At 72.9% G+C, this 12,981-nt stretch carries 6 protein-coding genes; 3 read left to right on the forward strand and 3 right to left on the reverse strand.

From position 1 onward, the window contains the following. Positions 1–101 precede the first annotated feature (101 nt). Positions 102–3,164, forward strand: coding sequence for an alpha-mannosidase (locus ACY34M_RS11250; protein WP_462718269.1), 3,063 nt, complete (start codon positions 102–104; stop codon positions 3,162–3,164). Between the two features lie 6 nt (positions 3,165–3,170). Here ACY34M_RS11250 and ACY34M_RS11255 read toward each other — a convergent pair whose 3' ends face one another. From ACY34M_RS11255 to ACY34M_RS11265, 3 genes are all read right to left on the reverse strand, one after another. Next, on the reverse strand, positions 3,171–4,916 hold the full coding sequence (locus ACY34M_RS11255) for a pyruvate dehydrogenase (protein ID WP_462718270.1): 1,746 nt from the start codon (positions 4,914–4,916) through the stop codon (positions 3,171–3,173). An 89-nt stretch (positions 4,917–5,005) separates the two neighbouring features. Beyond that, complete coding sequence (locus tag ACY34M_RS11260; protein WP_462718271.1) at positions 5,006–6,049, reverse strand: protein phosphatase 2C domain-containing protein; 1,044 nt, start codon at positions 6,047–6,049, stop codon at positions 5,006–5,008. 1,413 nt (positions 6,050–7,462) lie between these two features. Continuing rightward, positions 7,463–11,218: a S8 family peptidase gene (locus tag ACY34M_RS11265; RefSeq protein ID WP_462718272.1), complete on the reverse strand. Its 3,756-nt coding sequence runs from the start codon at positions 11,216–11,218 to the stop codon at positions 7,463–7,465. A gap of 192 nt (positions 11,219–11,410) precedes the next feature. Between ACY34M_RS11265 and ACY34M_RS11270 the strand changes: the two genes are divergently transcribed. Together ACY34M_RS11270 and ACY34M_RS11275 are read left to right on the forward strand one after the other, a co-directional pair. Next, on the forward strand, positions 11,411–12,391 hold the full coding sequence (locus ACY34M_RS11270) for a helix-turn-helix transcriptional regulator (protein ID WP_462718273.1): 981 nt from the start codon (positions 11,411–11,413) through the stop codon (positions 12,389–12,391). Positions 12,392–12,449: 58 nt separating this feature from the next. Then, positions 12,450–12,932, forward strand: coding sequence for a DUF456 domain-containing protein (locus ACY34M_RS11275; protein ID WP_462718274.1), 483 nt, complete (start codon positions 12,450–12,452; stop codon positions 12,930–12,932). Positions 12,933–12,981: the final 49 nt, after the last annotated feature.

Consider the following 12,981-nt stretch of genomic DNA (forward strand, 5'->3'; position numbering starts at 1 on the left):
TGATTGGTGCACCACTTGTGAGGGTGTGCGCCGCCCCGCCGGGTAAGGAAGCGTGGGGACGGGAGCAGGACCGGTACAGCAGGAGCACCGAAGGAGCCGCCGTGCACGACGACCGACACCTCGTGGAAGGCCGCCTGGAGCGGGCGATGCGCCAGTTCGTACGCCCCGCGCAGTACGGGGCGCGGACACCGCTGGGCATGAGCGTGTGGCACGCGCCGGGAGAGCCCGTCCCGGTGGCCGAGGCCCTGGTGGGGACGTACGAGCCGTTCGAGTCCGGCACCGTGTGGGGCAGGCCGTGGTCGACCAGTTGGTTCCGCCTGGAGGGGCGGGTGCCCGAGGAGTGGGCGGGGCGCCGCGTCGAGGCGGTCGTCGACCCCGGCTTCAGCGGGCAGGGGCCCGGCTTCCAGGCGGAGGGGCTGCTCTACGACGCCGAGGGCGTACCCCTCAAGGGCATCCACCCGCGCAACCGGCACCTGACGGTCGCGGCGTCCGCCACCGGCGGGGAGCCGGTGCACCTGCTGCTCGAGGCCGCGGCCAATCCGACGGTCCTGCGGGACTACGAGCCCACCTTCCTCGGCGACGTACTGACCGCCGGGGATCGCCCCATCTACCGATTCCGCTCTGCCGACCTGGCCGTACTCGACGAAGAGGTCTGGCACCTCGTGCTCGACGTCGAGGTCCTCTCGGAGCTGATGCACGAGCTGGACGCGGACCGGGCCAGGCGCCACGACATCCTGCGCGCCCTGGAACGGATGCTGGACGCGCTCGACCTGCACGACGTCTCCGGGACGGCGACGGCGGCCCGCGCCGAGCTGGCCGAGGTGCTCGCCCGTCCCGCGCACGCGAGCGCGCACCGGGTCTCGGCGGCCGGGCACGCGCACATCGACTCGGCGTGGCTGTGGCCGCTGCGCGAGACGGTCCGCAAGGCCTCCCGGACCTTCGCGAACGTCACGGCGCTCGCCGGCGACTACCCGGAGCTGGTCTTCGCGTGCTCGCAGGCGCAGCAGTACGCGTGGGTGAAGGAGCACCAGCCGCACATCTGGGAGCGCATCAAGAAGGCGGTGGCGGACGGCAACTGGTCCCCGGTCGGCTCGATGTGGGTGGAGTCGGACGCGAACATGCCGGGCGGTGAGGCCCTCGCCCGCCAACTGGTGCACGGCAAGCGGTTCTTCCAGGACGAGCTGGGCGTGGAGACCGAGGAGATCTGGCTGCCGGACTCCTTCGGCTACACCGCCGCGTTCCCGCAGCTGGCGAAGCTCGCGGGCGCCAAGTGGTTCCTGACGCAGAAGCTGAGCTGGAACCAGACGAACAAGATGCCGCACCACACGTTCTGGTGGGAGGGCATCGACGGCACCCGTGTGTTCACCCACTTCCCGCCCGTGGACACGTACAACGCCCAGTTCCACGCGAGCGAACTGGCCCGCGCCGAGAAGAACTTCGCGGAGAAGGGCGGCGCTTCCCGCTCACTCGTCCCGTTCGGCTGGGGCGACGGAGGGGGCGGCCCGACCCGCGAGATGCTGGAGAAGGCGCGCCGCCTGCGCGACCTCGAAGGCTCGCCGCGCGTCGACATCGAGCGACCCGCCGCGTTCTTCGAGGCGGCGCACGAGGAGTACGGCGCCAAGGCCCCCGTCTGGTCAGGCGAGCTGTACCTGGAGATGCACCGCGCCACGTACACCACGCAGGCCAAGACGAAACAGGGCAACCGGCGCTCCGAACACGCCCTGCGCGAGGCCGAGTTGTGGTGCACGGCCGCCGCGCTGCACGACCCGTCGTACGCGTACCCCTACGACGCCCTCGACCGGATCTGGAAGACGGTGCTGCTGCACCAGTTCCACGACATCCTGCCGGGCTCGTCGATCGCCTGGGTCCACCGGGAGGCCCGCGAGACCTACACACAGGTGCTCGCGGAACTGGACGGGATCACCGCCGACGCCGTACGCCACCTCGGCGGAACGGAGCCGTCCGCGCTCAACGCCTCTCCGTATCCGCGCAGCGAAGTCGTGGCGCACAAAGGCCAGTTGATCCACGTGAACGTCGACGGGCTCGGCACCCGCTCCCTCGCCGAGGCCGCCGAGCACACCCGCGGCCCCGGAGCGCACGCGGCGGCGACGCGGGAGACGGGCTCGATCGTCCTCGCCAACGAACACCTCACCGTCACCATCGACAGCGACGGCCTCCTCACCTCCGTACGGGACCTGAACGACGGCGGGCGCGAGACACTGGCCCCCGGCAGCCGCGGCAACCTCCTGCAACTGCACCCCGACCACCCGACCCAGTACGACGCCTGGGACCTGGACGCCCACTACCGGCACACCCGCACCGACCTCACCGGGGCCGAGTCGGTGGAGCTGGTCGAGGAGGGTCCGCTGCGGGTCTCCGTGCGCGTCACCCGCTCCTTCGGGAAGTCCCGGATCACGCAGGAGTACCGGCTCGCGGCGGGCAGCCGGCGTCTCGACGTCGTCACGGACGTCGACTGGCAGGAGTCGGAGAAGGTCCTGAAGGCGGCGTTCCCGCTGGACGTGCACGCCGAGCGGTCCTCGGCCGAGATCCAGTTCGGCCACGTCAACCGGCCGACGCACGCCAACACCGGCTGGGACGCGGCCCGATACGAGATCTGCGCGCACCGCTGGCTGCGCGTCGCCGAGGAGGGCTACGGGGTCGCGCTGCTCAACGACTCCACGTACGGCCACGACGTGACCCGCGCCGAGCACGACGAGGGCCTCGGCACGACGGTCCGGCTCACGCTGCTCCGCGCCCCGCACTCCCCCGATCCGGAGACGGACCTCGGCACGCACCGCTTCACTTACGCGCTGCTGCCGGGCGCGACGACCGGGGACGCGGTGGCGGGCGGACTCGCGCTGAACCTGCCGCTGCGGATCGCCGCCGCGCCCGCCGCGCCGCCGGTCGTCGAGATCGACAATCCGGCGGTGACGGTGGAGTCCGTGAAACTCGCCGAGGACCGCAGCGGGGATGTCGTGGTGCGGCTCTACGAGTCGCGGGGCGGGCGCGCGGAGGCGACGCTCACGGCGGCGTTCCCGGTGGCGGGCGCGGACGAGACGGACCTCCTGGAGCGGCCGCAGCGCCCGGCCGAGACCTCCGACACCGGTCTCGCGCTGCGGCTTCGCCCCTTCCAGATCCTGACGCTGCGGCTGCGGCCGGTGTGACCGCGGCTACGGTCGCGGCATGTTGCGGAGGTTGGAGCGGGCCATCTGCACCATCCGGCCCACTCCACCGTCCAGCACGATCTTCGAGGCGGACAGGGCGAAGCCCGTGACCATCTCGGCGCTGATCTTCGGCGGGATCGACAGGGCGTTGGGGTCGGTGACCACGTCGATGAGCGCGGGGCCCTTGTGCTTGAAGGCGTCCTTGAGCGCGCCCGCGAGCTGCTTCGGCTTCTCGACACGGACGCCGTAGGCACCGGCGGCGCGGGCGATCGCGGCGAAGTCGGGGTTCTTGTTGGTGGTTCCGTAGGAGGGCAGCCCGGCCACCAGCATCTCCAACTCGACCATCCCCAATGAGGAGTTGTTGAAGAGGACGACCTTCACCGGCAGGTCGTACTGGACGAGGGTGAGGAAGTCGCCCATCAGCATCGAGAACCCGCCGTCGCCCGACATGGAGACGACCTGCCGGTTCCGGTCGGGCAACTGGGCGCCGATCGCCATCGGCAGCGCGTTCGCCATCGAGCCGTGCGAGAACGAGCCGATGACGCGGCGCCGTCCGTTGGGCGAGATGTAGCGGGCCGCCCAGACGTTGCACATGCCGGTGTCCACGGTGAACACGGCGTCCTCGTCGGCGAGTTCGTCGAGGACCGAGGCGACGTACTCGGGGTGGATGGGCGTGTGCTTCTCGACCTTGCGCGTGTACGCCTTCACGACGCCTTCGAGCGCGTCCGCGTGCTTCTTCAGCATCCGGTCGAGGAACTTGCGGTTCGACTTCGGCTTCACACGCGGCGTGAGGCAGCGCAGCGTCTCGCGGACGTCGCCCCACACCGCGAGGTCCAGCTTCGAGCGCCTGCCGAGGTGCTCGGGCCGCACGTCCACCTGGACGATCTTCACGTCCTTCTGCGGCAGGAAGGCGTTGTACGGGAAGTCGGTGCCGAGCAGGATCAGCAGATCGCACTCGTGGGTGGCCTCGTACGCGGCGCCGTAGCCGAGGAGTCCGCTCATCCCGACGTCGTACGGGTTGTCGTACTGGATCCACTCCTTGCCGCGCAGTGCGTGCCCGACCGGGGATTTGATCTTCTCGGCGAACTCCATGACCTCGGCGTGCGCGCCCGCGGTGCCGCTGCCGCAGAACAGCGTGACCTTGCCGGCCTCGTCGATCAGCTCGACGAGCTTGTCGATCTCGGCGTCGCCGGGGCGGATGCTGGGCCGGGACGTGACGATCGCGGTCTCCGTCGAGCCCTCGGGGGCGGCCTCGTCGGCGACGTCGCCGGGCAGCGTGACGACGCTGACGCCCGACTGGCCCACCGCGTTCTGGATGGCGGTCTGCAGGACGCGCGGCATCTGCTTCGGGCTGGAGATCATCTCGCTGTAGTGCGAGCACTCGGAGAACAGCCGGTCGGGGTGGGTCTCCTGGAAGAAGCCGAGACCGATCTCGCTGGACGGGATGTGCGAGGCGAGGGCGAGTACGGGGGCCATCGAGCGGTGGGCGTCGTACAGGCCGTTGATGAGGTGCAGGTTGCCGGGCCCGCAGGAGCCGGCGCACGCGGTCATCTTCCCGGTGATCTGGGCTTCCGCGCCGGCCGCGAAGGCGGCGGTCTCCTCGTGCCGGACGTGGACCCAGTCGATCGCGTCGTTGCGCCGGATCGCGTCGACGACCGGGTTGAGACTGTCGCCCACGACTCCGTACATGCGCTCGACGCCTGCGCGGACGAGGATGTCGACGAACTGCTCGGCGACGTTCTGCTTGGCCATGACTCACGCGCCCTTTCGGAACCCGGTGCCGGTGTTTCTCCTGCTTCTGTCCACTGCTTCCGGGTTCCATGAATCCATACGGGGCGCGCTCACGCCTCCCAGACGGCCGCGGCCGTCCTGTCGTCGGCGTACCCCTTCACCCGGACCTGGGTGTCCGCGAGGTACGCGGCGAGGCCCGGCGGATCGGCGTCGGACCACTGGTCGGCCAGGTGGCGGGCGAGATCGGGTTCGCCGCGCAGCGGGTCGGCGAGGCCCGCCGAGCACAGCAGCAGGGTGTCCCCCGGTCGGGCGACCGAGGCGCGGAACCGGAAGACGTCGCGGGGCGGTGGGGGTGCGGGCGCGTAGGGGCTCGGGGGTGTCGTGATGTTGAGGTCCATCGTGAGCCGGTCCTCGTCCGAGGTTCCGGCGGGCGGGGACGAGCCGAAGCCGACCACCGGGGCGCCGCTCTGCTCGGGAACGCTGGGCTCTATGTCCCGCCACTCGCCGTCCCGCAGCCGGAACAGGCCGCCTCCGCCGACGCCGAAGAACACGCGGGTGCGGCAGGCCGGGTCGGCGGGCAGCAGCAGACAGCGCAGTGTCGCCGCGTACTCGTCCGGGTCGAGGCCCTGCTCGGTGGCGCCGGCCCGCAGCTTGCCGAGGCTGCGGTCGGTGAGCCGGTGCAGTCCGGACTTCAGGTCGCCGCGGCGGCCCGCCCGCACGTCCTCCGCGAGCCGTGTGTGGCTGAGCCCGACGGCCCGGCCGATCCACTCGCAGACCTCGGCGGCGGCCCGGTGCGCGCCGGGTGTGGCGCGGGCGCCGGTGGCCATCGCCACGAGAATCAACGCGCCCGGCCCGCTCCCGAACCGGGCGGTGAGCACGCTGTCCCGCCGCGGCTCCCCCCGATACCGCGCGGAGTCGCCCCGCACGGAAGCGACACGCAGCGTGGATCCCCCGCACCGCGCACCGTCCAGCACCGTGTCCGCAACAAGCTCCCCGAGCCCCGCAGGATCAGCCTGCGGCAACGCGGTCGGCTCCGCCTCGTAGGTGGGCGGCCCGTCGCCCACGTAGATGACACGGGGCGCCTGCGGAGGATCCCCCTCGGCGTGCGCCGCCGATGAGCCGGACGGGGGCGCCTCCGGCAGCGGCGGTGGCACGGCGACATCGGCTCGCGGGTCCCCCGGCGACGCTTCCGGCAGCGGCGGCGACACCTCCGGCCAGGACGACGGAACGGCTTCGGACGGCGGCGCACCGGCACCGGACGGCGAGCTCCGTGGCCGGGGCGGGGCGACACCGGGCCACAGTCCCTCCGACCGGGGCGCGATGGCATCGGACGGCGGCCCCTCCGGCAGCGGCGGCATGGCGCCGGGCCAGAGGCCCTCCGGCAGCGGCGGGGCGGCATCGGACCGGGCACCTCTCGGCGGGGACGACGGCATTTCCGGCAACGGCGACGGCGCCTCCGGCGAGGGGCCGTGGGCGTCGGATCGCGGGGTCCCGGTCAGGGGGAGGGTGGCGTCGGGTTGAGGGTCCTGCCGCGAGGACGGGACGGCCCCGGGCACATCCGGCCGGGGCCCCTCGGCGTCGAATCGCGAGGGCCCCGCCAGAGGCGGGGCGTCAGCGGGCTCGGGAGGCTCCGGCGAAGGCCCGGCGGCTTCGGCCCCCGGCGCGTCCGGCCGGGGACCGTCGGCGTCGAATCGCAGGGGCTCCGCCCGAGGCGGGGTATCTGCGGGCTCGGGTGCCTGCCGCGAAGGCAGGACGGCCCCGGACCGGGGCGCATCCGGCCGGGGCCCATCCGCACCGGATCGCGGGGTCCCCGTCAGGGGCAGGGTGGCGCCGGGTTGGGGGTCCTGCCGCGAAGGTGGGACCGCTCCGGGCGCGTCCGGCCGGAGACCCTCGGCGTCGGACCGCGAGGGCCCCGCCAGAGGCGGGGCGTCTGCGGGCTCGGGAGGCTCCGGCGAAGGCCCGGCCGCTTCGGCCCCCGGCGCGTCCGGCCGGGGCTCGTCGGCGTCGGATCGCGAGGGCTCCGCCAGAGGCGGGGCATCGGCGGGCGGCGGCGAAGGCCGGGCCGCGGTGGGCCGCGGGGCGTCAGGCCAGAGCGCGTCGGCGTCCGGTGCCGGGGGCCCCGGTAGGGGTGGAGCGGCTTCCGGTGGCGGGGGTCCCGGGAGGGGTGGAGCGGCGTCCGGTAGGGGGGTGCTCGGTGGGGTGTACTCGATGCGCGGGGGTGTGTCGGCGGTGGGGGGCTCGTCCTTCGGGGGGCGGGCCCTCGGTGCTCGTGGGGGGTCGGTGGGGTCGGAGACCGCTTCGACGGATGTGAAGCGGTCGTCCAGGGTGTCCGGTGTCGGGGTGGGGCCGGTGTCGGCCTCGTTGTCGTACAACTTCCGCCACCAGTCGTCCTCTTGGGACGGCCGACCGGTGTGCCTCTCCCCCTGCTGGCTCATGCCCATATTGTCCACGGCCTGGGCCGCACGAAAACGGTGCATCGGAAAAATCAGACAGCGGAAAGGTCCGCCGCGCGGCCCCACCCCCCACGGGAGGGCCGCCCGGCGGACCGGATCGGGTGAGCGTCCGAACTAACGCACGTCGTACGCTCGGGTCACCGTCTGCTCGACGGAGTTGCCCTTCGAGTCGGTCAGCCGGACCTTGAGGGTGACGGGTTCGCCGGAGGCCCCCGCGTGGTCGACCGTCGCGGTCCACTCGCCGTCACGCTTGGAGGTCCTGGCGTCGGTCCAGGTCTCCCCGCCGTCGTACGAGTACGAGAGCGCGGCCTTGGTCAGGGTGCCCGGCGTGTAGCCCGCGTGGCCCGTCGCCGTCAGCGTGATCCGCAGGCCGTCCCGCGCCGGGACGGTCTTCATGTCGTCCTCGGGGAGCGTCATGTGCGGGAAGAGGAGCGGGATGCCCCTGGAGTAGACCGTCTCTTCCAGGTGCGAGCGGAACGACCACGTCGTCGTGGTCTGCGGCGAGCGCAGCCAGACCTTGCCGCCGTTCGACTTCATCGTGTTCAGCGTCAGTTCGTATGCCGAGTCCTCGGCCGGGACCGTGAAGACTCCCGACGGCCAGGCGCTGGTGCCGATCAGCTCGCCGTCACGCTTCAGCCGGACATTGCCGATGTCGCCGAACGAGCCCTGGATGCCCTGGTGTTCCCCGTCGCCCCAGAAGCCTGGCGCGACACCGATCAGATCGCCCTGGCGTTCCGCCGCGAGGGCCTGCTCGCCGGAGTCGTCGAGCGGCGCGGTCGGAGCCATCGCGCCGCCGTACCAGGTCTCGGCGCGCCGCTCGCCCTTCGCGTACGTCCGCACCGGGTCGATCATGAACTCGCCCCAGGGGAAGCTGCTCGACACCTGGTGCCCGTAGCCGGTGGTGCCGGGCGAGTACAGCTCGGTGCGGGTGGACGGCGCGGCGACCAGCGCGAGGTCGCCGAAGGCGGTCGCCAGGCCGTTGGGGCGGGAGACCGACGGCAGGTCGATGTAGTCGGTGGCGGCGCCCATCGCCTTGTACGTGGCCTTGTTGGTGGCGAGGTTCCGGTCCGACACCCGGTAGGTGCGGTCGCCGCGGATCTGCCCGGTCTCGGGGAACGCCAGCGTGTAGACGTACGGGCTCTTGGCGGTCGCCTTCCAGTGAAGTGTCGTGGTGCCCGCGGCGATCCGCCCGGCCAGCGCCGCGCCCTCCGCCGTCTCCAGCGCGAGCATCGGGAGCGGCGCGCCGACGAAACCGGCCGCCGGGTACCAGCGGCCCGCGGCCTCCCGGTGGAGGACGACGCCCTTGGCGCCCGCCTTGGTCGCGGCCGTCGCGACCGCGCTCGCCGAGCCGCCCTCGGGCAGCTTCACCAGCGCCAACTTGCCCTTGGCAAAGGCCAGTTCCTCGGCCGTTCCTGCGCCCCCGGAGACGATCTCGGAGCTCCCCGTGCCGTCCAGGTTCGAGGAGTTCGTGGAGCCGGTCACCGGATGCAGCGCGGGCCCGCCGACCACGCCGAACGCGCTGATCTGCGGGGCTGCGGCGCGCCAGAAGCTGTCGAACTCGAAGTCCCCGTCGCGGACTTCGCCCTGCACGTCGGCGTAGTAGCCGCGCAGTGTGCGCGAGCCCTGGATGCTCGCCGCGTGCAGCCAGTTGTCCTTGCCGAAGGTGCGGGCGAACCCGAGGGTGGCGCCGCGCACCTCGCTCTCCCGCTCCGTCCTGACGCTCAGCCGGTGGGCCTTGCGGGCGTCGAGGACGACGGTGGTGTCCTTGGTCAGGTTCAGCTGCGGACGGCCGAGGAACGTCGCGGAGTCCACGAGCGTGCCCTCGCTCTCCGGTGTCGCGACGAACGCCGTCAGGGCGTACGCGCCCGGTCTGACCTCGTACGTCTGCTCGGTGGCGCCGTCGTTGACGCGCCGCTCGCCGGACGCGACGTCGGTGCCGATGAGGTCGAGCGAGGAACCGGCGGCGGCCGGTTCGCCCCGGCGGTCGACGACCTTGACGCGCAGGGTGACCGTCTCCGGCTGGACGTAGAGCGAGAACGGGGTGCTGAGGTGTGTGCCGCCGGGGCCCTTGGCGAGGACGCGGCCGGTGACGTCGCCGTACTGGGCGGCCTTGAGGTGCGCGGTCGGGTCGATCGCCAGCGGGACCCGGGCGGTGCCGCCCGCGGGGACCGTGACCGTACGGGCGCCGAGCCCGGCGACCGCCGACTTCACGGCGGAGCCGTCGTTGCCCGTGACCCGGTCGACGGCGAGGCTCAACTTCACCGGCTTGTCGGTGGTGTTGGTGTACGGCACCTGCACGGTGGTGCGGTCGCCGCTCTTCTGCGGCCAGTCGAAGGTGCCGCCCTGCACGGCGCCCGCGCCGAGGATCTTCTGGTCGACGGCGGCCTTCACGTCGAGCCGCCCGCCACCGGTCTCCCGCACGTCGCCGGGGATCCCGGAGTCGGCGGACGCGACGAGCGCCTGCTTGATCTGCTCGGCGGTCCAGTCGGGGTGACGCTGCTTGACGAGGGCGGCGGCGCCCGCGACGTGCGGTGTCGCCATCGACGTACCGCTCATGGACTGGTACGCGTACACGCCCCGGCCGCCCGCCGCAGCGGCCTTGACGGCGACGCCCGGCGCGGCGATCTCCGGCTTGAGGGTGTGCGTGCGCCGCACGGGGCTGCGACTGGAGAAGCTCGCGGTCGCGTCGTCGCTGTCGACGGCGCCGACGGTGAGCACCTCGGGCACGCAGCCCGGCGAGGAGACGGAGTTGACGGCCGGTCCGGTGTTTCCGGCGGCGATGACGAAGAGGGTGTCCTTGGAGGACCGGGCGAGTTCCTGCGTGGCCTGCGACATGGGGTCGGAGCAGTCCAGCTCGGACGGGTTGCCCAGTGACATGGACACCACGTCGGCCTTCTGGTCGACGGCCCACTGCATCCCGGCGATGATCCACGAAGTGGCGCCGGAACCGCCGTCGTCGAGGACCTTGCCGTTGAGCAGGGTGGTGCCGGGCGCGACGCCCTTCTCCTTGCCGCCGCTCGCCGCGCCGGAGCCGCCGACGGTGGACGTGGTGTGCGTGCCGTGGCCCTGGTGGTCGTCGGCGTCGGCGGAGTCGGTGAAGTTCTTCGACTCGGCGACGCGGCCCTTGAGGTCGGGGTGCTCGGTGTCGACGCCGGTGTCGAGGACGGCGACCTTGGTGCCCTTGCCGTCGTAACCGGCGGCCCACGCCGCGTCGGCGTGCACCTGCTTCGTGGAGTCGGCGAGCAGCGACTTCACCTTGGCGTCGAGCCACAGCTTCTTCAGGTCCCCGGCCGCGCGGGAGCGAGGGTTCGAGACGTCGTCCCAGAAGTCGGCGGCGTGCTTCTTGTCGGCCTTGAGGGCGACGCCGTCGACCGGGTCGAGGACGGGTCCGCGCTGCGCGCCGCGCGGCGCGGCGGGGGCGCTCCGGGCGACGTCGACGGACGTGTCGTAGGTGGCGATGAGCGGGAGCGTCGCGCTGTGCCGGTCGTCGTAGCCCTGCCGGATCAGACCGCTGACGTTGAAGAGTTCCTCGTCGACGCGGCCGTCGGCGAGCGCCTGCGCGGCGCTGTCCGGGTAGACGTACAGGTCCTTGCCGTTCTGCCGCGTCTGGAGCAGCGGCGTGCTGCCGTCGGCGGCGGGCAGCGCCGCCGCGGTGGGCCGTCCTTCGGCGTCGGTGGTGACGACGACGCGGTCGCCGGTGACCAGCGTGACCGTCACGGTCGAGTTCTTGGCCGCCGCCGCGGCGCTGCCGACGACCGGCCGGTCACCGTCCGGGGCACTCCCCGGGACGGCTCCGGCCGGGACGGCCGCGGTGACTGCCAGGGCGGCGGCGGTCGCCGCGCCCAGGGCCGCACGCGATATCGGGCGCATCGCTCTCCCCACATGGAAGCGCAGGTGAATACGGGCCAAAGGCCGCATTCCCAGCGGGTGTTGGTGCTGCGGTGGCGCCACATTGGCAGAGGGACGGCCGGTGCGGGGAAGATGGGGAGCGGCGGGAATGTGCCGTGGCTGTTTCCCGCCACGGGGGGTGTTGGAACGGTTCACTGGGGAGGGAATCGCCGCATGCTGCACGCGATCGGTCTGGACGAGGGGCACGAGGCGGCGTACCGCGCGCTCGTCGCGGTGGGCGCGGCCGACGTCCCCGACCTGGCACGCCGGCTCACCCGCGCCGAGCACGAGACCGAGGGCACGCTGCGCCGCCTGGAACAGCACGGGCTCGCCGCCCAGTCGTCGGCGCGGCCGGGACGCTGGGTGGCGGCGCCGCCGGGGGTGGCGCTCGGCGCGCTGCTCACCCAGCGGCGGCACGAGCTGGACGAGGCGGAGCTGGCGGCGGCCCGGCTCGCCGCGGAGTTCCGGGCGCAGGCCACCGAGCCCGCCGCGCACGATCTCGTCGAGGTGGTGACCGGGGCGGCGGCCGCGGCCCAGCGGTTCCTGCAGATCCAGCTCGGCGCGACCGAGGAGGTGTGCGCCCTCGTCACCGGCAGCCCGATCGCGGTGCCCGCCACGGAGAACGACGCGGAGGAGCAGGCCGTCAGCCGGGGCGTCGGCTACCGCGTCGTCGTCGAGCGCGAGGTGCTGTCCTCGCCGACCGGTCTGACCGAGCTGTCGGCGGCGATCGGCCGCGACGAGCAGGTGCGGGTCGTGGACCGGGTGCCGACGAAGCTGGTGATCGCCGACGGGGCGCTCGCGATGGTGCCGCTGACCCGGCAGGCCGCGGAGCCCGCCGCGCTCGTGGTGCACGCCAGCGGTCTCCTGGAGACGCTGAGCGGGCTCTTCGAGGCGGTGTGGCGGCAGGCGCTGCCGCTGCGGCTCGGGGCGGACGGCGAGGTCACGGAGGTCGGCGCGGAGGGGCCCGACGGCCTGGACCTGGAGATTCTCTCGCTGCTGCTCGCGGGCCTCACCGACGCGAGTGTCGCCAAGCAGCTGGACCTGGGGCTCAGGACGGTGCAGCGACGGGTGAAACGGCTGATGGAGCTGGCGGGCGTGACGACGCGGCTGCAGCTCGGGTGGCATGCGTACGAACGGGGCTGGGTGGCCAGATGAGTCCTCATTGAGACTCCGATGACCTGCGCTTTCGCCGCACCCGGGGGACCCTGTGCACATGGGAGCGTGGGAACTCCTCCTGGTCGGCGCCGTCATGGTGCTGGGCCTGTGCGGGGTGCTGGTGCCGGGCGTACCCGGATCGTGGCTCGTGTGGGCCGCGGTCGCCGTGTGGGCGCTGCGCGAGCCGAACGCCCTGGCCTGGGGCATCCTCGTCGGCGCCAGCGCCGTGCTGCTCGCCTCCCAGGCCCTGCGCTGGCTGCTGCCGCCGCGCCGGCTCCGGCAGGCCGGGGCCACTCGCAGGCTGGAGTTCTGGGCGGGCGCGGGCGCGGTCGTCGGGTTCTTCGTCGTGCCGGTGATCGGGGCGGTCCCGGGGTTCATGGGCGGGATCTACGTGTCCGAGCGGCTGCGGCTCGGTGGGCATGGGGACGCGGTCGCGTCGACGCGCACGGCCATGCGGGCGGGCGGCACGAACGTGCTGGTGGAGCTGTTCGCGTGCCTGCTGATCTTCGGGGCCTGGCTGGGCGCGGCGATCTGGGGCTGAGCAGCCCGCCCGGGCCGACGACTTTGCCGAACGGTTACCCTCGGGAGAT

The organism is Streptomyces sp. EDA2-14, assembly GCF_054963755.1.

Coding starts and splice junctions, on each gene's coding strand:
- ACY34M_RS11255 (WP_462718270.1), bottom strand. CDS start 4,916: ATGGCCAAGCAGAACGTCGCCGAGCAGTTCGTCGACATCCTCGTCCGC.
- ACY34M_RS11265 (WP_462718272.1), bottom strand. CDS start 11,218: ATGCGCCCGATATCGCGTGCGGCCCTGGGCGCGGCGACCGCCGCCGCC.
- ACY34M_RS11270 (WP_462718273.1), top strand. CDS start 11,411: ATGCTGCACGCGATCGGTCTGGACGAGGGGCACGAGGCGGCGTACCGC.
- ACY34M_RS11275 (WP_462718274.1), top strand. CDS start 12,450: ATGGGAGCGTGGGAACTCCTCCTGGTCGGCGCCGTCATGGTGCTGGGC.